We start from the raw sequence: 18665 nt of genomic DNA on the forward strand, positions 1-18665 counted from the left end.
CGCGCGACACCGGGAACCACCTCTTCTTATACCCCTTTGATTGCGATCAGCGGCTTGCATTTGGCTACGACAGACGCCAATTTTGCCCCGACGACGGAATCGATAATTTGATCCACGTCTTTGTAAGCTTGCGGACATTCATCCAAAATCGCTGCGAGCGAGCGGTGATTGACCATGATTTCGTCATCCTCGCCTACCCGCAAGGCGCGCTCGAACTGATCAATCGTCACGATTTCTTTCGTAGCCTTGCGGGAGCGCACGCGTCCTGCGCCATGGCAGATCGAGTAAAAGTTTTTCGCTCCGCTGTCTGCCCCTACCATAATGTAGGAAGATGTTCCCATCGAGCCTGGGATCAGCGCCGGATGCCCAGTCTTTTTGTACGCCTTCGGATTTTGGAAGTGGCCTGCCGGAAGCGCCTTGGTCGCCCCTTTGCGGTGGATCAACATCGGCGTGTTGCGGTGATACTCCTGAAGGGCGTAGTTGTGCATCAAATCGTACAGCACCGGGGTCGAAAAGTCTTTTCCCAGCACATCCTGAAAAGCCCGTTCCACGGAGTAGCCGATCAGATGGCGGTTCGTAACGGCGTAGTTCAACGCCGAGTACATCAGGTTCAAGTATCTTTGCCCTTCCGCCGTCTCGATTGGCGCGTAAACCAGATTCGGCTCCGGGTTCTCGATCCCCCATTTGAACATCGCTTCCTTGAAGCTTTTCGTGTAATCTCTTCCCAGCGTCGCTCCCCAGGCGCGGGAGCCAGAGTGGATCATGATCACGACTTGCCCGTCGAACAAGCCCCATTCTGTGGCGATCTCCCGGTTTTCTTCCGCGATTTCGATCGCCTGGATTTCAATGAAGTGATTTCCTCCCCCCAATGTTCCGAGCTGACCCCACGCCCGCTGCCACGACTTGGCCGGAATGTGTGCCAACGCCGCATGATCGAAGGCAAATGTATGCTTTTCCACGTGTGTAAGCGATCGGCTCACTTCTCCCGGCTCGCCTGTCGGCTTCGCCAAATAAGCAGCCGGCAGTCCGTTCAGTCCATGCTTTACGACTTCCTCGATCGAAATGTCTGTAAAGTCCGTTTGTCCGCGCTCAGAGGTCGGCACGTACGCTTCTATCGCCTCGATCAGCTTCCGCTTCAAATTTTTGTCCTGCAAGTCGTCCCGGTGCAGCGGCGTCATATGCACACGCATGCCGCAGCCGATATCCGAACCGACAATCGACGGTGACACAAATCCGTCGTGCATATTCCAGACCGCAGTCGTCCCAATGCATGTTCCAATTCCGACATGGGCATCCGGCGTGTAAGAAAAATACACATTGCGCGGGATGCGCAGATTGTGCTCTGCCATCTCGTATACGCGTTCCCCAAAGCTGGCAAACACTTCATCGTTGGCAAACACATGCACGGAGCCAGAGCCGAGCTGAACCTCCCGATGGTGCTGTCCGTGGTTTATCGTCTTCATAATCGTGTTCTCCTCTCTTCCTTCCAGCGGGCAAGCTTTGCGTGCCCTTCCTTCTCTCTGTCGTTATCTTCGCTCATTTTTGCATGGATGAACATGGCAAAAGTATTACGACTTGACTTTGGCTCTTGCTCTTTCGTAATATGAGGACTAATTTGGAAAAAATGGCACGGATAAGGATGAATGTAAATGGCTAGAGAAGGCTTTGACAAAGAAATGCAGCTGCTCAGGCTGATGTTTTTGACCGCAGGCGCCTACAATCGGCAACAGTTGGCGCAAAGACTGGGCATCTCCGTACACACGCTGGATAAAACGGTGAAAAAGCTCAAGGAAATCCAGTCCACGATCTACCAGTACGTGACGGATGAGGAGAAGAAAGGTTACTACACACAGTTGCGCTACAACCACTTCGCTGTCACCGACAATTTCCTGATGTTTCTCTATCACGCCAAATCGTTGAAAGAGTCGGAAGTGGAGCGGCTTTCCCGCCTCTTGGAGCAACTCAGCCAACAGCCGTGCTCTACCAAAGAGCTGCTGGATTGTTTTCTCTCCACGCCAACTGGCGAAGTTCCGGATGAAAAAACATTGCGGCAAGATTTGAAATACTTGGAAGAACTCGGCGTCATCCAAAAAAGCGGGGAAGCCCGTCCGTTCGTCTATTCCTTCGCGCAAGACCTGTGGAACTGCCTGACAGAAGACGAGCTATTGGACTTGCACGACTTCATCGACATCATGGCAAACACGCAACTGCCTGCTGTGCCCGGCTACTTTTTGCGCCACAAGACACAACGCTTCCTGGACAGACGCCTGCAACGCGAGGATTGGCAAGCCTTTTTGTTCAAATATCACTTCGTTTCCCGCATTCTTGACGAGCAGCAGGCGCTGATTCTCGCCGCTGCGATCACCAAGCAGCAAATGGTTGAATTTTGCTATTTCACGCCCAAGCGCAGCAAATTTTACGATTCGCAAAATACGAATCCGGCCTTCCAGCGCGATTCGTCAGGAAAGCCGCAAAACGTGTATCCGTTGCGGGTCATTTTTGACCATCAGTACGGGCGCTGGTATTTGCTCGCGCAGGAACGCGAAAATGGCCCGCTGAAAAAATACCGCGTGGAAGGAATGACCCAGCTCGCCCTCGGCAAACAAGCCCATCCTGACGCTTTTGCCCGCATGCAGGAGCGCGTAGACAAGCAAATCCAGACGAGTTGGCTCATCGACACAGGAGATCCCGTGACGATCAGGCTGCGCTTCTTCCACCCCAAGCACACGCCGCATTCTTTCATCAAGGAAAGAGTCGAGGCGCAAGGTCAGTGGGGCAGCATCACGGAAGAAACCAGGGACAGCTTCGTGTACGAGATCACAGTCAACGGCACGCAGGAGATCACGCCCTGGATTCGCAGCTTCGGTTCCAGTTGCGAAGTGCTTGCACCAGCTTTTTTGCGCAGGCAGTTTCAAAAAGAATGGGAGGAGCTGCTCGCTTACTATGAATCTGTTTGATAAAATACACAACTACCAGCTTGTTGCGCGGCTGGACGAAGCGGGCCTGTATCCGGTGACGTCGCACGAGAAAGCGTGGCTTGCCATGATGCTTGCCCACCCGGCCGCCGCCCACTTTTTTGCAGCCGATACTTTGCAAAAGCTCCAGCAACTGACCGCCACGCACGAACGATCGGCCGATCAAGCATCGTTTGTGGAAAAAGCGGGCGCGTCCACCAAGCAAGTCTGGCATCCGCTCATCCGCAAGCTGCGCCGCATCATTCTCGGCAAAAATCACATTTTGGTTCATAGCGCTACCCGAAAAGGCCCGGCTTTCCGCAAGCAGCGCGGCGTCCCGTACAAGCTGGAGTATTCCCTGGTCAAAAAAGACTGGTATCTGATCTGGTTGACAGTCGATTCCAATCAACTGCTTACCACGCCACTCTCGCTCATCCAGTCCATCAAGGAAATCTACATCGAGGACGAGTGGTACGACAGCTTTTTGCCCGTCATTGCCGGAAAACTGGCGGCGCGCAAAAAATCGGCGAAAATCTTGGTCGTGCGCCGCTACAATAACGAGCTGCAACGCATCTTGTACGCCTTTTCCTGCTTTGACAAAGACGTCGCCTACGACCCGGACACACATGAATACACGATCACCTTGCGCTTTTTGCAGGACGAGCAAGAATTTATTTTGTCCCGGCTGCGCTTTCTCGGCTTGCGGGTCAAAGTGGTCGAGAACGATCAGCTGAAAAAGCGCATGGCTGAGTCAGCCGCGAACGCTTTGGCGCGATACGTTCCTCCCCTCCACTAATTTCCTAAGCAAAATCAGGAAAAAATGCCCTACTGGCAGGCTGCTTTTCCCTTTATCATTGTCCAAAGAGCAACTGACAATCGATGACCAGAGGTAGACATCATGAAACGAACAAGCAAAACAGCGTTCCTGCTCGGCGCGCTGACCGTATGTTTCGCTGTGGCCGCTTTCACGGAGCCGGCACAAGCAGCGCAAGCGCAAGCCAAAGTAGTAGCGACCTCCCTGAACGTCCGCAGCGAACCAGCTTTGCAGTCGTCCGTCGTTGCGACGCTGAAGTACGGTACATCCGTGACCATCTCGGACGAATCGCATGGCTGGGTGAAAATCAACTACCAGGGTACGAGCGGCTGGGTTGCCGGCTATTACTTGCAAAAAGGCGCGGCTGGCACCGCCTCCTCCCCTGCGAAAAGCTCAGGCACATCCGCGCAAGCCCCAGCAGCTGCTGGCAGCAAAAAAACAGGCTTCGTGACAGCCGATGCGCTGCGCATGCGCAAAGGTCCCGGACTTACGCATGACATTTTGCACGTGCTGTCCGCAGGCACGCAGGTAGAGATCGTCAACAGGCAAGCAGACTGGCTCCAGGCCAGAACCGCCGATGGCAAAACAGGCTGGGTATCGTCGAGTTACATCCAGGAAGGAAAAAGCAGTCCAGCCACTAGCAAGAGCAACAAGTCAGGCGGACTGCGGGGCAAAGTCATCGTGCTTGATCCGGGGCACGGCGGAAGCGATGTAGGAACGCTCGGAACGAAGTGGAACACCGAAGAGAAGACGCTGAACCAGAAAACTACGGCGCTGTTGGCGAGCAAGTTGCGGCAGCGCGGGGCGCAGGTCATTTTGACGCGGACGAGCGATGCGGAAAAGCCTTCGCTCTCGCAGCGGGTGGCGATCAGCGAGGCGCGGGGAGCAGACGCCTTCGTCAGCATCCACTACAATTCTTCGACCAAGCCAAACAGCGGCACCTTGACCTTTTTTTATGCGCAAAACAAAGACTACGACCTCGCCCGCAGCATCGAATCGCGCCTGGCAAGCGGCATAGGCTTGAAAAGCAACGGCATCTCCTACGGCGACTACCACGTCCTGCGGGAAAACGACAGGCCGTCCGTGCTCGTGGAGCTGGGCTTTTTATCGAATCCAAAAGACGAAGCGCTCGTTCGCACGTCCTCGTACCAGGAAAAAGCCGCGCAAGCCATCGCGGATGGACTCGCCGACTACTTCGGAGGTTGAGCATAAGGCTGTATGTTGTAGGAGAACAGCTTCCGCTCGAATTTGCCTTTGGCGCCGATCAGCTGGTACCACGTTTCCCCGATCAACAGATCCGTGGCGAAATCTTTTTCCAGCAGCTGCGTAATCCGGTTAATCGCTGCTTGCTCGTGATCGGCGGCCGACTTGCAAGATAACGCCAGCACAAAATACGGCTGGTCGTCCTCCATCTCCAGCATTTGCAAGTAAGCCGTGCCGTCGTGCTTGAGGTTAAACGCATCGATGACACGAGCCAAGCCTTGCCGCGGCTGAACCTTGAACTTCCCGGCTTCCTTCCAGCACGTAATCAGCGAATCGTACAAGGAAAACGTCAGGATGAAATGGCGGCTGTAATCGCTTGGATCAAACGCTTTTGGCCCCGCTCCCTTTTCTTTTGCCGGGATGACCACGAACGCTTTGTAGTTGCCAAAAAAACGATCGCTCATTGCTCCCCCGTCCTTTCCGTCAAAACTCTCGTAAGGGTTAGTATCCACTACTTCGCCATATAGTTATGTACGTAGAAATGGCAAAAGGCCAAGTCGACAGCTAACCCGACTTGGCCTTTTGCGCGCATGTGTATAGGCATGTTTTTCAACTGGATTACTCATTTTCATTGGTGCGTCACAGAGACGTTGCCATGAGCGTGCGCCTCTTCCTCTGCGGCGATTCCTGTTCCGGATTTGACCGTCCAGGTAATCACTTGGCTGGAAATGACTACAGCTAAAATGGTGTACAGCATCTCTTTCATCGGCACATACCAGAACGACAGGCACAAAACCATCACGTCCAGCAACAAGAAAATCGTACCGATGGACAATCCCGTATACTTGCTGAGCAACAGGGACAAAATGTCGTCGCCGCCCGTCGCTGCTCCGTAGCGCAAAACCAGTCCCGTGCCGAGTCCGGTCAATACGCCTGACAGTACAGAAGCCAGGGGCATCATTCTGCTCATGTCCATGACAATCGGGGAATACTGCTCAAACAGCTCGTAAAACCCGGTAAAAGCCAAAGAGGCAAAAATCGTATCCCAGATGAATTGTCGCCCTCTCACTAACCAGGCAACCAAAAACAGCGGGATATCCAACAGCAGCACCATTAACGCTGGCGACAGGTCAAAGACGTATTTGGCCAACAGGCCCAAACCAACAAAGCCACCTTCAGACAAATGGTTCTGAAAGTTAATGTGATAATACGCAAATGCCAGCAAACAAGCTCCAAACAAAATCATACCGTAACGTTGAACAAATTGCAGCGCTCTCCTCATCATCGATTCCTCGCATTTTTGTCGGTTTTGGCACAGACGACCAACCGACTACGGAGGAACATCGCAAGTATAAGTCGCTACTCATACAAAGGGCCTCGCTTTCGTAGTAGATTGGTCGTCCAAGTGACGATCGACTACTACGAAGCTAGATGTAGGAGAGGTCAAAACGTTTCCAGATCGTCCTATGGGGACGCATGGTATCCTGATCCCTTCCATTGCTTTTCTTATATTATAGCATAAAAAAGGGAAAAAGACGACTCGAACCGTCTTTTCCCCTGCTTAAAAGCAAAACGCCTTGCTTTTGATCTCCAGCGGAATCCCAGCCGTGAGCAGAAAAACCTGGTCGGCAACAGCCGCCATGCGCTGGTTCATCAGGCCCGCCAAATCGCGGAACCTGCGCCCTAGCGGATACTCTGGAACCAGCCCGTCTCCGACTTCATTCGTGACGAGTAAAATCGTTCCGGGAAAATCTTGCAAAGCCGCGACCAGCTCATCTACCTGCGAAAGCGTGCGTTCCACTGCCTGTTCCTGTTCGTGGCGAATCAGCCAGTTGGACAGCCACACGATCAGACAGTCGATCAGCACGACTGCCTGTTTCTGCGCAGGCTCGTCACGCTGTCTGAGTGAGCGAATCACGTCAGCAAGTGCGTAAGGCTCCTCGATCGTCTCCCAAGGAAAGTCGCTTTGCTGTCTTCGCTCGCGATGCCTTGCGATCCGCTCCCGCATCTCCTCGTCAAAAGCTTGCGCGGTAGCGATATAGACGCCTGCTTTTCCCAGATGGGCCGCATATTTTTCCGCAAACGTGCTCTTGCCGCTGCGTGCACCGCCTGTTACAAGTACTATCATTCCCACGCCTCCCTTACGCCCGGGATTGCAGCATGATTTGCGGCAAATGATGGACAGGATGCTCCATGACGATCGGTCTTGTGCCGTACACCGCTTCAATCCGGTCGCTTTGCAGCATGTCTTGCGGCGAACCGACACCGATCTGCTCGCCTCTGTGCAGCATCAGGATGCGGTCGCAGTACAGCGACGCCAGATTCAAATCGTGGAGAACCGCTACGACGGTCACTTGCGTCGTCTTTTGCCACTTGCGCACGATATCCATGAGCTGAATCTGATAGCCGATGTCGAGGTACGTAGTCGGTTCGTCCAGCAACAGCAGTTGCGGTTTTTGCACGAGCGCTTTGCCCAATGCCACGCGTTGCTTCTCTCCTCCGCTCAGCTGATCCAGCGTACGCTCCGCCAGCGGCGCAAGACCAAGCAACTGCATGATTTCCTCAATCAGCGGCGTAACGTCTTCCTTTTCCTCGCCCAGCCAGTTTTGATAAGGAAAGCGCCCCATCTCCAGCACCTCGCGGACACGAAAACCGACAGGAGGCAGTCCTTCCTGTTCCAGTACGGCGAGAACACGGGCCAGCTCCTTGCGCGTATAGCGGGCAAGCGGCTTGTCAGCAAGCGTAACCTCGCCCGCGTCAGGGTCAATGACGCCGGAGATCATTTTCAACAGCGTCGATTTGCCGCTGCCATTCGGGCCAATGATGCCGAAAAACTCTCCCCGCTTCACGTCGAATTCGATTTCTCTCAGAACCGCTACATCCTGGTAAGCTTTCTGCAAACCTCGTACGTGGATCATCGCAGGTCTACCTCCTTCCGATCCGTTTGTTTTGCTTTAACAAATAGGCGAAAAACGGCGCTCCCAAAAAGGCGGTCACGACACCGAGCGGAATTTCCGTCGGAACGAGCAGCATTCGCGCCAATGTATCCGCCCACAGGACGTAGATACCGCCGCAAATCGCCGACATCGGCAGCAGGATGCGGTAATCCGGCCCGACCAGCATCCGTACCAGATGTGGCACGACCAGGCCAACGAAGCCTATGATCCCTGAGATCGAAACCGCCGCCGCCGTCAACAAGGTGGATACGAGCAAAATAATGAGCTTCGTCTTGTCGACATTGACGCCCAAATGCGCTGCCTGACGCTCTCCCAGGGCAAACAAGTTCAAGGAACGGGCATAGCCAACAAGGATGATTACACCGATCAGCACATACGGAATCAGTACATACGTAAAAGCCCAGCCGCGAAACGACAAGCTGCCCATCAGCCAAAAGACGATTTCGTTCACCGTCTGGTTCGACAAGGACACCATAAAAGAGACGAGCGAACCGAGAAACGCCTGAATGACGACCCCGGATAAAATGAGCGTCTCTGTTTGCAGCTTGCCCTGTGTCTTCGCCAGCGACAGTACAATCCACAGACTGCACAGCCCCGTCAAAAAGGCGACCACAGGCGTGCTCCATTCCCCGAGAAAAGCGAATTGCAAGCCAAACAGGATCAGAAAAGCGGCACCGACAGCAGCTCCGGATGCCACTCCCATCGTAAACGGGTCTGCGAGCGGATTGCGCAGCACCCCTTGAAATCCGGCGCCCGCAAGCGACAGGCAAGCCCCTACCAGAATCGCCAGGATGACGCGGGGAAAACGCACTTTCATCACGATTTGCTCGGACGAATCCGGCCATGTCACGGCAACCAAGTCCGACATGCCGGGGAGCTGATGCAACAAGATCAGCCATACTTGCGAAAGCGGAAGCGATGCCGCTCCCATCGAAATGCTGACTACCGCCGATGCCAGCAGGATCAGACTGCTGGCCCCTCCCCATAAAAGCAACTGCTTCTTCATTTTATTTCACCAGATCAGGGTAAATCGCTTTGGCTACCTCGATCAAACCTTGGGTAATCCGCGGTCCCGGGCGCGAAAGCAAATTTTGCTCCATCCCGAAAATCTGCTTGTCGCGGATCGCCTTCATCTTGTCCCAGCCGTTGCGGTTCGCAATGATGTCCTCCAGCTTTTTCCCTGTCTTGTCGTCCGTAATGCCTTTTGCATACAAAATGACGTCAGGATCGCTTTTTAAAATCTTTTCTTCGCTGATCGGGTTCCACCCTTGGGTATCAGCGGCAATGTTTGTCGCGCCTGCCAGTGAAATCAGCTCATCCAGAAATTCCCCTTTGCCCACCGTCCAGCCCGGCGAAAATTCCAGGTACACTTTTTTCTTGTCTTCCGGCTTCACCGCTTTGACCGCTTCCTGCACGCGCGCGATGTCCTGCTTCATGCTTGCGACTACTTTTTCCGCCTGCTCCTGTCTGTTTGTAATGACACCCATCGCCAAAATGTTGTCAAATATCTCATCCATTTTTTGCGGGTGAGTCACGTAAACAGGCATGCCCAACGTTTTCAGCTTCGCAGCGACAGGCTCATCCATCGAGATTCCGCCGATGACCAGATCAGGCGACTGGGCGAGAATCGCCTCTTCGCTCGGCTTGACGACACCGCCCACTTTCGGCTTCGTGGCAGCTTCTGCCGGATAATCGTCGTAGTCGGACACCCCGACGATCCGGTCGTTCAGGCCGAGTGCGAACAAAATCTCTGTTTCACCCGGAGAGGTGGAGACAATCCGCTGCGGCTCTTTTTGCAAGGTCACTTCTTTTCCCGTCGAATCCTTGACCGTCAGCGGGTAGACAGTCGCTTTGGCCGTTGTTTCCTGTGGTGTTGTCTGTGGCGCCTCTGTCTTTGGAGCAGGGGCTGTTTGCGTGTTGCCATTGCCTGTGCAGCCGACCAAGCTTGCAGCAATGACCATGGGCATGAGCAGTTTCCACGAACGTTTCATATGTATAACTTCCTTTCTGGGCAACTGGTTGATTCTTAGCATAGAAAAACCCCTTCGCTTCCAGCGGGAAACAAAAGGGTCGACTTGCCAGAACGATCTGGTCACGCCAAAAAGTCCTGAACGGGCCGAACCTTTCCGCGAAGGCGCAGGCACATCATGCAAACAGGCAGGTCTCCTGGCTTGCGGCTTGCGACAGCCGCTTTACAGTGGCGGGACCGCGCCGGATTTGCACCGGCTTCCCTTTTCACCTCGCCCATGACAGACGAGGCACCTGCTTGCTGTATTCAGTTGTTTGTGCCTGCAAGCTAAGACTCACCCACCATCATAGCATTCCTTGGCCCAAAAAAGAATGCGTCATTTTGCACCAAAACGCAGGCCCAGGCTACCCGTCAACCTGCAGCAGCCACTAGCCTTTTGCCTAACCGACGAAAATTACTGTTTGCGCTTGTGCAAGTAATCGATAATTCCCATCGCGCACACCTGCAAATCCAGTCGCAGGACGCTCATCACTTCATGCTGCTCGGCAATGCCGCGCGCTTTCAGATGCTGGCTGACAAGAGCGAACAGCCTGTCCCCCAATTGCTCCGTGCCAAGCCCGGCGGAAACGGCCGCCTCGCCTTCTGCCACGAATACGGGAAGCCACTCTGCCACTTGCCGATAGACGTCCTCCACTTCTTCCGTCATGCCAAAATGCCCGAAGTAGATACGCTGGAGTTCGCGCTTGCGAAAACGCTCGATAGACGCAAGCATCGCCTGCGGATCGAACTGATTTGGAGACGTGGACGGCAAAACGAAATGCAATCCGTCTTTTTGGAGCTGCGGATAAAAAACGCCCGCTGTATCACCTGTGAACATGCCGCGGCTAACCGGATCGTAAATGCTGAAATGATGGTTCGCATGGCCGGGCGAATCCAAAAATTCAAGGACACAGTTCGGCCCGATCGGCAAGGTGTCTCCGTCTTTTCGCACCAAGATTCGCTCCTCGGGAATCGCCACAATCGGATCGAACAGGCGGTTGAAATCGTCCTGGTAAACGGCTTTCGCTCCCGCAATCAAGCGACTCGGGTCCACCAGATGGCGCGCTCCTTTTGGATGCACCACGATTTTGGCCTGCGGGCATTCGCGCAAAAACAAGCCTGCCCCACCCGCGTGATCCAGATGAATGTGCGTCACGATGATGTATTTGACTTGCTCCGGCGAAAAGCCGAGCTTGTGCAATCCTGCCACAATGTACGGCACGGACGGGCTTGGCCCTGTCTCGACAAGCGTCAATTGTTCCTCTGCTATTACATACGTTCCCGTCCGCTCCGCCCAGCCCATGTCAAAGCCGTCAATCAGATGGATGCGGTGTCCCAAGGAAATCGGTTCAGTAGGTTGCATCGATTTTTCTCCCCCTGCCAACTTGATATCGTGTGAATATTTCCACTTTACCATTGATCGTGCCCGGATTCGAGAGGGCTTTGCCGTTTCTTGGCTGGTTACGGGCGGGAAGCGATGCGCGCTACTTCGCCATTCGTCATTTGTACCAGTTGCTTTGGCGTCAGCGAAAAAACAGCGTTCGGATGCCCGGCAGCCGCCCAGATGACTTCGAAGCGAAGCAAATCCTCATCAATCCACGTCTCAATCGGTTCCAGATGTCCGACGGGCGAGACACCGCCGATGACAAATCCGGTTTTTTCGCGCACAAAATCGGCATCTGCTTTTCCCGGCTTCTCCTGCATCCATTGCGCGAGCAGCTTTTCGTCGATCCGGTTTGTGCCGCTTGCCACGACCAGAACAGGCTTGTCCGTCGTCTTCCGGCGAAAAATGATCGACTTGGCAATTTGCGCGACCTCGCATCCGATCGCTTGCGCTGCCTCCGCAGCTGTGCGGGTGCTATCCGGCAGTTCGACCACCTGATTGTCATACCCCAATTGTTGCAATCTCGCTTGCACTTTCTGCGCGCTTTCTTTTAATCGCTGCATTAGTTTTGCTCCTTTCCTTTTACACGTTTTCGTTAAATGAACGACAGGTATGGTTATAGCTAAGGCTCTGCGTAATACATCACGACCTGAATGACGGCTTGCTTTTCGCCTTCATTGCTGTACTGATGGGGAACGTTTCCAGCAAAACGGATGCCGTCTCCTTCCGACATGCGAAACCGTTCGTCCTTGATTTTCAGGCAAAACTCGCCCGCGCTGACGGTAATGTACTCGTAGACGCCTTCATTGTGTGGAGTCGACGAGTAGCTTGCCCCCGGGTCAAGCTCGATGCGAAACATTTCCAGCTTGGTCATCGGATCAAAAGGAAACTGCAAATACGCCCGGCACAAGCCGTTGTCTTCGATGATGGGCGACACGTCTGCGATTGACACAAAAGAAACGGCACTGTCCGGCGCCTTCAACAGCGATGAGAACGACACTTGCAGACCTGTTGCCATTTTCCACAAGGTCGTCACCGTCGGCTGGGAATCGCCGCGCTCAATCTGGTGCAGCATGCCTTTGCTTACGCCCGTCAGCTCCGCTACTTTATCGAGGCTCAAGCCCCGCTTTTTGCGAATCGTCTCCAAGTTTGCTCCAATGATCGTCTGTATTGATTCCACCAGAGTGCTCCTCTCTTTGCATTTTGTATCAGATAATGAACAATTATATAACATAACAAACACAAAAGAAAATAGCGCCTAAACAAAAAACTCCCCCGAACCGCCAAAAGCATGCGCGGTTCAGGGGAAGTTTTTCGCTAGTCATTAGGCTTGTGTGTAAATGACGACAGCGTCGCGCAGGAATGCTGCCAGGCCAGGCTGCTCCTTGTCGTAGTAAGCCGTAAATCTCGGATCATCGACATACATCTGAGCCACGCCTGCGTGCGCCTCCTTGCTGTAGCTGTCCCAGTAAAAGCTGAGCCACTGGCGATGCAAATCGGCTGCCTGCTGGGCCAGCTCGCTGCCCGGATCGCCGCTGGCAAACGCTTGCTTCAGCGTCGCGTGCAGCTTTTCGTTCAATTGCTCGACTTGCGCATACTCTTCCTCGCTCATCTCTTTGATTTTCCGATTGGCACGCTCTACTCGCTCGTCGCCGTACTTGGCCCGGATTTCTTCGCCGTACTGCTGCTCGTTGTCGTGAATCAACTGCTGTTTGAAGCCTTCGAATTTCTGTTTGTCTGTCATTGTTTTCGTCCCCTCTCGCTGCGCCAAAGTCAGATCGACATTCGCAATCAGCCGATCCAGCTGCGCCCGTTTTTCCAACAGCTTCTCCCGGTGCTCCCGCAGTGCCCGCTCCGCATCAAAGGTGGGAGAACTCATGATTTCCTTGATCTCCTCCAGGCTGACACCAAGCTCGCGGTAAAACAAAATTTGCTGCAACCGATCCACTTCTGCCTGCCCGTAAATACGATACCCGGATGAATTGATTCTCGCCGGCTTGAGAAGGCCAATCTCATCGTAGTAACGCAATGTCCGGGTGCTGACACCTGCCAGGAGACCCAGCTTTTGCACGGTATATTCCATCTTGTATCCCTCCTGACAAATTCATCGTACACATTTACGCACCGGCAAAGTCAACAGTAGTAGCAGCAGGAAAATAATGTTATTGTAAAAGCAAGCCATTGTGAAAAGGGGGAATGTCTTTTGCTCTATTTTCTCATCGCAGTAGCAGCCACCTTCATCGCGGCCTTCTTTTTTACAGGGTCTGTCAGCTTGCGGGCCAGAGACAAGCACGCCGTCCACCACTACAGCGACGACGCCTATGCTCACCAGACGATGCATCATTTGCAACAGCACAACAACAATCCGTTTTGAATGCATGAAAAAAGCTGCCCAGACCAATGTGTCCGGGCAGCTTGCTTTTTTCTAACAATTACAGAGCTTGAAACGTATCTGTCAGTACAGGAACGATTTGCTTCTTGCGGGATACAACGCCTTTGAGCACCGCTTTGTTGTCTGCGAGCGTAACGTTGTACGCTTTTTCTACTGCCTCGGTTGCTTTGCCGAGCGCCAGCGCAACGGAATCGTTGTTCAAGATGTCTGTCACCACGAAGACGAACAGGTCCAGACCTTTTTCCGCAATGATCGCGGAGATCGCTGCTTCCAGCTCGCTTTGGCGGGCCAGTACATCGTTGACGTCCACGGCGTTTACTTGGGCGATTTCCACTTTCGCGCTGCCCATTTGAAATTCTTTTGCATCCAAAGAGAGCAGTTGAGCGATTGTTTTGTCGCTCAGGTCAGCGCCTGCTTTCAGCATTTCCAGGCCGTATGCTTGCAAGTCCACGCCTGCGATCTCAGCCAGTTCGTGAGCTGCCGCAACATCTTGCGCGGTGCAGGTAGGGGATTTCAGCAGCAGCGTGTCGGAAATGATCGCAGACAGCATCAGGCCCGCGATTTCTTTCGGGATGTCCACGCCGTTTTCCTTGTACATTTTTTTCAAAATCGTAGTCGTGCAACCGACAGGCTCTGCACGGAAGTACAGCGGGTTGCTCGTTTCGAAGTTCGCAATGCGATGATGGTCAATTACCTCGACTACTTGCACCTGCTCGATGTCGTTTGCGCTTTGTTGACGTTCATTGTGGTCGACGAGAATGACTTCGTTGACTTCATTTCCTACTGTTTCCACGAGACGCGGCTCTTTTACCTGGAAGTAGTTCAAGACGAACGCTGTCTCGCTGCTGATGACACCGAGGCGAACCGGCTCTACATTGTCGCCGAGCTTGGTTTTCAGATCAGCGTAAACGAGCGCCGAGCAAATGGAATCCGTATCTGGATTTTTATGACCGAAGATTAGCTTTTTTTCCATCATCCATACTCCTTAGTCGTATATTGGCGTCAAAATTATACCATGGAATAGCGGATATTCCCAAGGAAAATTCCAGAAGCCGATCTTTGTTTGCAAACAAAGATCGGCTTCCGGCGCCGCAACAAACTTAGTCGTCCCACTCCATGCTCAATATGTCGCCTGTGGTGGCCGATATTTCCAGCTCCGCTTCCTGGCGGTTAGAGGTACGGACTTCCACCTCGTACACGTACTGTCCATCGTCTTCATCCAGCTTGATTTTCTTGATGCTTCCGTTCACTTTGGACAAGGCGATCTTTTGAGCTGTCTCTGCGGTGATCTTCACCAGCTGCTGCTTGCGGGCCGGATCATGCTCGCGCCACGCCTGCCCGGTTACGGCATCGACGTACACATCGGTCTCCTTCCAGTTTTGGACGATTTCCGCTTTGTACACGAGCGCCGTTCCCGCGCGATCCAGCTTCCACTCCTTGATCACTCCGGGTTGGACGCCGAGCGCGATTTTTTGTGCCTGCTCGGAAGTAAGGCGTACTTGCTTCGCCCAGTCTGCCGGGACATCTTCATCTACTTCCAAAAAGACGGGCACAGCCTGCTGATTCGGCTGAGGAACGTGCTGATGCGTCTTCGCCAAGGCTGTGACGCTAAAACTTCCTACGAGCATGATACCTGCTGCTAACATGACGATTTTTTTCATGGAAATTCTCTCCTTTTTCTCTGCTGTCTTCATGCTACAAGACGCAGATGAGCGAACAGAGAGAAGAAGATTAAAATTTGCTGAGAACGGACTTAATCCTCCCACATGATCGACAAAACCTGTCCCGTCAGCGGATCGATGCTTACTTTCACTTCCCGGTTTTCGGCGGTTTTGATCTCTACCTCGTAGACGGTTGCGCCGTTTTTATGCTCTACTTCGATGCTGTCAAACGTCCCGGCCACTTGTTGCAGCGCGATTTGTTTGGCGCGATCGAGTGAGATTCCGCTTTTGGCAAGCTCGTTGTTCGCAGGTGGTGCAGGAGGGGTTTCCTTGCTTTCGTCCACGGGCTGTACGGTCTTGTCCGGGGGTGTCTGCTTTTTCGCCAGAGGGGTAATCCGTATCACCCGTCCCGTCTCGGCGTCCGCGACAACCTGGTACGTTCCCGTTTCATTTTCCACTGTCCCGACATATACCTCTCTGCCTGCCTCCCCGGTCTTCTCCAAAGCGGAAATGACTTTGCCGTAGCGAGCGGATAGGGACTCCTCCACTTCCCGGATCGTGCGCCCTGCTTCCGGCTCTCCTCCAGCAATCCGGGAGAGAGCGAAAACAGCTGCCGCTGCGAAGAGCAGGGCCAAGAGCCACCACACACGTCTTTGTTTCAACCGTTCTCCCCCGCTTTCTCTCGGGCTGCTTTGGGCAACGTCACCGTAAAACGGCTGCCTGCCCCGACTTCACTCTGGACATCCAGCCTGCCGTTGTGCACATCGACAATGCGCTTGGCAATGGACAGACCCAGTCCTGTGCCGCCTGTATCTCTTGCCCGCGCTTTGTCCACGCGGTAAAAGCGGTCGAAAATATGGACAAGGTCTTCTTCCGGTATGCCCACTCCCTGGTCGATCACAGACAAGCTCACCGTGTCTCGCTGTTCGGCGATCTCGATTCGAATAGCCTTTTGGCTGTAGGTCAGCGCATTGTCGAGCAAAATCACCAGCAGCTGCTTGAGCCTTGACTCGTCAGCGAGCGCGTACACCGCTGCGCTTTGCGCCTCGACGCGGATTTCCTGCTCGTAGGTGCGCCTCATCCATTTGCTCGTCTCTTCGCATAGCTCGACCACGTCTACTGCCCGCATATCCAGATTGGCTTCCTCGTCCGGGTTCGCCAGCATCAGCATTTGCCGCGTCAGCTTTTTCATCCGCACCGCTTCGGAATAGATCGCCTCGACAGACTCTTCCAACAGCTCCGGCTTGTTCATCCCCCATCTTTTCAGCATGGTCGCATATCCTTCGATCACCGTGAGCGGGGTCTTCAACTCGTGGGACGCATCGAGGACGAACTGTTGCTGCTTCGTGAAATGCAGCTGGAGAATGTCCATCATTTTGTTGAACGTATCCCCCATCTGGTACAGCTCGTCGTTGGATTTGACTGGCAGCTCCAACTTTTTGAACTGGCCTTTTTTCTGGATTTCTTCCATCGTGCGAATCAGGGAGCGGATCGGCTCCACGATGAGTTTTGCGAGCATCCGGCCGGCAAGAAACGACGGCAGCAAGACGACGAGCGAAGCGACCAGCAGCACGATGAGCAATGTTTGCATCGTTTCCTGTACGTGCGACAAGCCCGTGGTTACTTCCAGAGACATGACGCTGCCGTCACCCGCAATCATCGGCACCTGCCCGACAGCATGCAGCACGCCAGCCTTTTCCACAACCTGGTACGTTTCTTGCGCACTGTATACAGGTCGCCAGCTGGCATAGTCCACATCTTTCGTCGCTGTCACTACCGGATGCGACTGTTGATTCACGATACGGATCATCTCAATCGGCGCCAAATACGCTTGCAAAAGCTCAGTCGCATCTGCCTGACTGCCTGCTTCATGCAGCCGCTGCGCGATTTTTTCGCTCTGCAGTTGAAGCCGCTCCAATTCCAGCCCGGTCATTTGCTTGTAAAAAAGCCAGTAGATCGAGGTGTTGATAATACACAGCACGAGCACGAGCCACACGGTTGAAAACAGATGAATTTTGCTGCGAATCGTCATCCCTTCTACTCCTTCAGCGAATACCCGATTCCCCGCACCGTCGAGATGAGCGGAGGATGAGCAGGATCGTCCAGCTTTTTGCGCAAATAACGGATGTACACATCGACGATATTCGTATCGCCGTAGTAGTCGTAGCCCCACACTTCGTTCAAAATTTGCTCCCGGCCGAGTACCTGGTTGACATGCCGCACCAGATAGACGAGCAGATCGAACTCTCGCGGCGTCAACTCCACTGGCGATTCGCCGCGCATGACGAGCCGTTTCTTCTCGTCGACAAACAAATCGCCCACGCGCAGCGGCGCCTCTTCCTCTTCTTTTTTTCGCGCCCCAGCCATGCGCAAGCACGCGCGAATCCGGGCAAGCAGCTCCTCGATGGCAAACGGCTTCGTGATGTAATCATTCGCCCCCAAATCCAGTCCGCTGACTTTGTCGGGCAACGAATCTCTGGCGGTCACCAAAATGACCGGGGTCAGAGTGTCTGACGTGCGAATCCGCCGCAGCACCTCCATCCCGCTCAGTCGCGGGATCATCACGTCCAAAAGGACCAAATCCCACGCTGCGCTTTTGAAACAGTCCAATCCGGCTGCTCCATCCTCTGCGACCGTCACTTCATATCCTTCGTATTCCAGCTCCAGCTTCAGCAGGCGGGCAATTTTCTTTTCATCTTCAATCAGCAAAATGTTGGCCTGACTCATGCTAACGACTTCCTTTCGCTGCCGCGGGACACGGCATGCCATACGCAATCTGATACCGTAGATTAAACCATAAAAGCCTCGCGCAGTGCGGGTTTTTTTCCAGAGATTTTTCGAACATGACGTGCGGGCGATTGCCAGCGAGTGCGAGCTACATACAACACGAGCGCGAAAAGTGGCTTGCCCGCCATGCCCTTTCCCGCCGGAAAATCGCCCAAAATGCGGAAATGGCGACTTTGCCTGCCGTTCTGCGCGAATCGTATAATAGAGCCATCGAGAACAAGAAGGAGAAACGATTTTCGTTGGAATTACCCAATTGGAAAGCCATCTTTTTTTGAACGTACCTGATCGTGACCATGCAAGCGGTCGTCACATCGATGATTACGCTGGAAGTGACCAACCCGGCGCGTGTGCAAGTAGCCGCACCGCTGAACCAAGCGTCCGGATCGGCGCCTAGCGAATGGTCGCCTAATCGGAAATAAACGCGATAAACGAACAAAAAGGCCCGGACCTTTGGGGACTGACCCCGTAATGTGAGACAAATCAAAACACCTTCAAGAGAACCTGA

The 18665-nt window shown here is 53.7% G+C and carries 21 protein-coding genes and 1 riboswitch; of the genes, 5 read left to right on the forward strand and 16 right to left on the reverse strand.

The window, feature by feature from the left end; all coding sequences use genetic code 11:
* Positions 1–26: 26 nt before the first annotated feature.
* Complete coding sequence (locus tag HP435_RS18705; RefSeq protein WP_122964914.1) at positions 27–1463, reverse strand: RtcB family protein; 1437 nt, start codon at positions 1461–1463, stop codon at positions 27–29.
* A 186-nt stretch (positions 1464–1649) separates the two neighbouring features.
* Between HP435_RS18705 and HP435_RS18710 the strand changes: the two genes are divergently transcribed.
* The 3 genes from HP435_RS18710 (at position 1650) to HP435_RS18720 (ending at position 4974) form a co-directional block, all read left to right on the forward strand.
* Entirely contained in the window at positions 1650–2957 is a 1308-nt protein-coding gene (locus tag HP435_RS18710) for a helix-turn-helix transcriptional regulator (RefSeq protein ID WP_173599309.1), read from the forward strand.
* Positions 2944–3750, forward strand: coding sequence for a WYL domain-containing protein (locus HP435_RS18715; protein WP_122964912.1), 807 nt, complete (start codon positions 2944–2946; stop codon positions 3748–3750). Before HP435_RS18710 ends, HP435_RS18715 begins: the two co-directional genes overlap by 14 nt.
* Positions 3751–3852: 102 nt before the next feature.
* Positions 3853–4974 (forward strand): N-acetylmuramoyl-L-alanine amidase family protein, encoded by a 1122-nt coding sequence (locus HP435_RS18720; protein WP_173599310.1) that lies wholly within the window; start codon positions 3853–3855, stop codon positions 4972–4974.
* Here HP435_RS18720 and HP435_RS18725 read toward each other — a convergent pair.
* The 10 genes from HP435_RS18725 to HP435_RS18770 all read right to left on the reverse strand — a co-directional run bounded on the left by HP435_RS18725 (position 4959) and on the right by HP435_RS18770 (position 13403).
* A complete protein-coding gene (locus HP435_RS18725; protein WP_122964910.1) occupies positions 4959–5435 on the reverse strand; it encodes a hypothetical protein in 477 nt (158 codons plus the stop codon). The two genes, HP435_RS18720 and HP435_RS18725, sit on opposite strands and share 16 nt — an antisense overlap.
* A gap of 164 nt (positions 5436–5599) precedes the next feature.
* Entirely contained in the window at positions 5600–6256 is a 657-nt protein-coding gene (locus HP435_RS18730) for a YitT family protein (RefSeq protein WP_063229751.1), read from the reverse strand.
* 276 nt (positions 6257–6532) lie between these two features.
* Positions 6533–7099 carry a bifunctional adenosylcobinamide kinase/adenosylcobinamide-phosphate guanylyltransferase gene (cobU, locus tag HP435_RS18735; protein WP_173599311.1) on the reverse strand — a complete coding sequence of 189 codons (567 nt, stop codon included), beginning with the start codon at positions 7097–7099 and terminating at the stop codon, positions 6533–6535.
* Positions 7100–7112: 13 nt separating this feature from the next.
* Positions 7113–7889: an ABC transporter ATP-binding protein gene (locus tag HP435_RS18740; RefSeq protein WP_173599312.1), complete on the reverse strand. Its 777-nt coding sequence runs from the start codon at positions 7887–7889 to the stop codon at positions 7113–7115.
* 7 nt (positions 7890–7896) lie between these two features.
* Positions 7897–8934, reverse strand: a complete 1038-nt coding sequence (locus HP435_RS18745; protein ID WP_173599313.1) for a FecCD family ABC transporter permease — start codon at positions 8932–8934, stop codon at positions 7897–7899.
* A 1-nt stretch (position 8935) separates the two neighbouring features.
* Positions 8936–9919, reverse strand: coding sequence for an ABC transporter substrate-binding protein (locus HP435_RS18750; protein WP_122964906.1), 984 nt, complete (start codon positions 9917–9919; stop codon positions 8936–8938).
* A 147-nt stretch (positions 9920–10066) separates the two neighbouring features.
* Positions 10067–10209, reverse strand: a riboswitch (cobalamin riboswitch).
* Positions 10210–10351: 142 nt separating this feature from the next.
* Complete coding sequence (locus HP435_RS18755) at positions 10352–11299, reverse strand: MBL fold metallo-hydrolase (RefSeq protein WP_173599314.1); 948 nt, start codon at positions 11297–11299, stop codon at positions 10352–10354.
* A 98-nt stretch (positions 11300–11397) separates the two neighbouring features.
* Complete coding sequence (locus HP435_RS18760; protein ID WP_173596989.1) at positions 11398–11883, reverse strand: YbaK/EbsC family protein; 486 nt, start codon at positions 11881–11883, stop codon at positions 11398–11400.
* Positions 11884–11942: 59 nt separating this feature from the next.
* Positions 11943–12500, reverse strand: coding sequence for a helix-turn-helix domain-containing protein (locus HP435_RS18765; protein ID WP_173599315.1), 558 nt, complete (start codon positions 12498–12500; stop codon positions 11943–11945).
* Positions 12501–12644: 144 nt separating this feature from the next.
* Entirely contained in the window at positions 12645–13403 is a 759-nt protein-coding gene (locus tag HP435_RS18770; RefSeq protein WP_173599316.1) for a MerR family transcriptional regulator, read from the reverse strand.
* 120 nt (positions 13404–13523) lie between these two features.
* Here HP435_RS18770 and HP435_RS18775 point away from each other — a divergent pair, with 120 nt between their 5' ends.
* Complete coding sequence (locus HP435_RS18775; RefSeq protein ID WP_173599317.1) at positions 13524–13694, forward strand: hypothetical protein; 171 nt, start codon at positions 13524–13526, stop codon at positions 13692–13694.
* A gap of 58 nt (positions 13695–13752) precedes the next feature.
* On the opposite strand, the gene HP435_RS18780 is transcribed toward HP435_RS18775, so the two are convergent.
* From HP435_RS18780 to HP435_RS18800, 5 genes are all read right to left on the reverse strand, one after another.
* Positions 13753–14685: a manganese-dependent inorganic pyrophosphatase gene (locus HP435_RS18780; protein WP_122964901.1), complete on the reverse strand. Its 933-nt coding sequence runs from the start codon at positions 14683–14685 to the stop codon at positions 13753–13755.
* Positions 14686–14812: 127 nt separating this feature from the next.
* Positions 14813–15373 (reverse strand): PepSY domain-containing protein, encoded by a 561-nt coding sequence (locus HP435_RS18785; protein WP_173599318.1) that lies wholly within the window; start codon positions 15371–15373, stop codon positions 14813–14815.
* A 92-nt stretch (positions 15374–15465) separates the two neighbouring features.
* Entirely contained in the window at positions 15466–16035 is a 570-nt protein-coding gene (locus HP435_RS18790) for a PepSY domain-containing protein (protein WP_173599319.1), read from the reverse strand.
* A complete protein-coding gene (locus HP435_RS18795) occupies positions 16032–17405 on the reverse strand; it encodes a sensor histidine kinase (RefSeq protein WP_173599320.1) in 1374 nt (457 codons plus the stop codon). Before HP435_RS18795 ends, HP435_RS18790 begins: the two co-directional genes overlap by 4 nt.
* A 5-nt stretch (positions 17406–17410) precedes the next feature.
* On the reverse strand, positions 17411–18100 hold the full coding sequence (locus HP435_RS18800) for a response regulator transcription factor (RefSeq protein ID WP_122964897.1): 690 nt from the start codon (positions 18098–18100) through the stop codon (positions 17411–17413).
* A 347-nt stretch (positions 18101–18447) separates the two neighbouring features.
* Here HP435_RS18800 and HP435_RS29130 point away from each other — a divergent pair, with 347 nt between their 5' ends.
* Positions 18448–18579, forward strand: coding sequence for a hypothetical protein (locus tag HP435_RS29130; protein WP_255679103.1), 132 nt, complete (start codon positions 18448–18450; stop codon positions 18577–18579).
* The last annotated feature ends 86 nt before the right edge of the window (positions 18580–18665 follow it).

This window comes from Brevibacillus sp. HD3.3A, assembly GCF_013284375.2.
Taxonomy (GTDB): Bacteria; Bacillota; Bacilli; order Brevibacillales; family Brevibacillaceae; genus Brevibacillus; species Brevibacillus parabrevis.

Coding starts and splice junctions, on each gene's coding strand:
- HP435_RS18770 (WP_173599316.1), bottom strand. CDS start 13,403: ATGGAATATACCGTGCAAAAGCTGGGTCTCCTGGCAGGTGTCAGCACC.
- HP435_RS18750 (WP_122964906.1), bottom strand. CDS start 9,919: ATGAAACGTTCGTGGAAACTGCTCATGCCCATGGTCATTGCTGCAAGC.
- HP435_RS18755 (WP_173599314.1), bottom strand. CDS start 11,299: ATGCAACCTACTGAACCGATTTCCTTGGGACACCGCATCCATCTGATT.
- HP435_RS18760 (WP_173596989.1), bottom strand. CDS start 11,883: ATGCAGCGATTAAAAGAAAGCGCGCAGAAAGTGCAAGCGAGATTGCAA.
- HP435_RS18725 (WP_122964910.1), bottom strand. CDS start 5,435: ATGAGCGATCGTTTTTTTGGCAACTACAAAGCGTTCGTGGTCATCCCG.
- HP435_RS18730 (WP_063229751.1), bottom strand. CDS start 6,256: ATGATGAGGAGAGCGCTGCAATTTGTTCAACGTTACGGTATGATTTTG.
- HP435_RS18780 (WP_122964901.1), bottom strand. CDS start 14,685: ATGGAAAAAAAGCTAATCTTCGGTCATAAAAATCCAGATACGGATTCC.
- HP435_RS18800 (WP_122964897.1), bottom strand. CDS start 18,100: ATGAGTCAGGCCAACATTTTGCTGATTGAAGATGAAAAGAAAATTGCC.
- HP435_RS18795 (WP_173599320.1), bottom strand. CDS start 17,405: ATGACGATTCGCAGCAAAATTCATCTGTTTTCAACCGTGTGGCTCGTG.
- HP435_RS18740 (WP_173599312.1), bottom strand. CDS start 7,889: ATGATCCACGTACGAGGTTTGCAGAAAGCTTACCAGGATGTAGCGGTT.
- HP435_RS18705 (WP_122964914.1), bottom strand. CDS start 1,463: ATGAAGACGATAAACCACGGACAGCACCATCGGGAGGTTCAGCTCGGC.
- HP435_RS18720 (WP_173599310.1), top strand. CDS start 3,853: ATGAAACGAACAAGCAAAACAGCGTTCCTGCTCGGCGCGCTGACCGTA.
- HP435_RS18715 (WP_122964912.1), top strand. CDS start 2,944: ATGAATCTGTTTGATAAAATACACAACTACCAGCTTGTTGCGCGGCTG.
- cobU (WP_173599311.1), bottom strand. CDS start 7,099: ATGATAGTACTTGTAACAGGCGGTGCACGCAGCGGCAAGAGCACGTTT.
- HP435_RS18785 (WP_173599318.1), bottom strand. CDS start 15,373: ATGAAAAAAATCGTCATGTTAGCAGCAGGTATCATGCTCGTAGGAAGT.
- HP435_RS18710 (WP_173599309.1), top strand. CDS start 1,650: ATGGCTAGAGAAGGCTTTGACAAAGAAATGCAGCTGCTCAGGCTGATG.
- HP435_RS18745 (WP_173599313.1), bottom strand. CDS start 8,934: ATGAAGAAGCAGTTGCTTTTATGGGGAGGGGCCAGCAGTCTGATCCTG.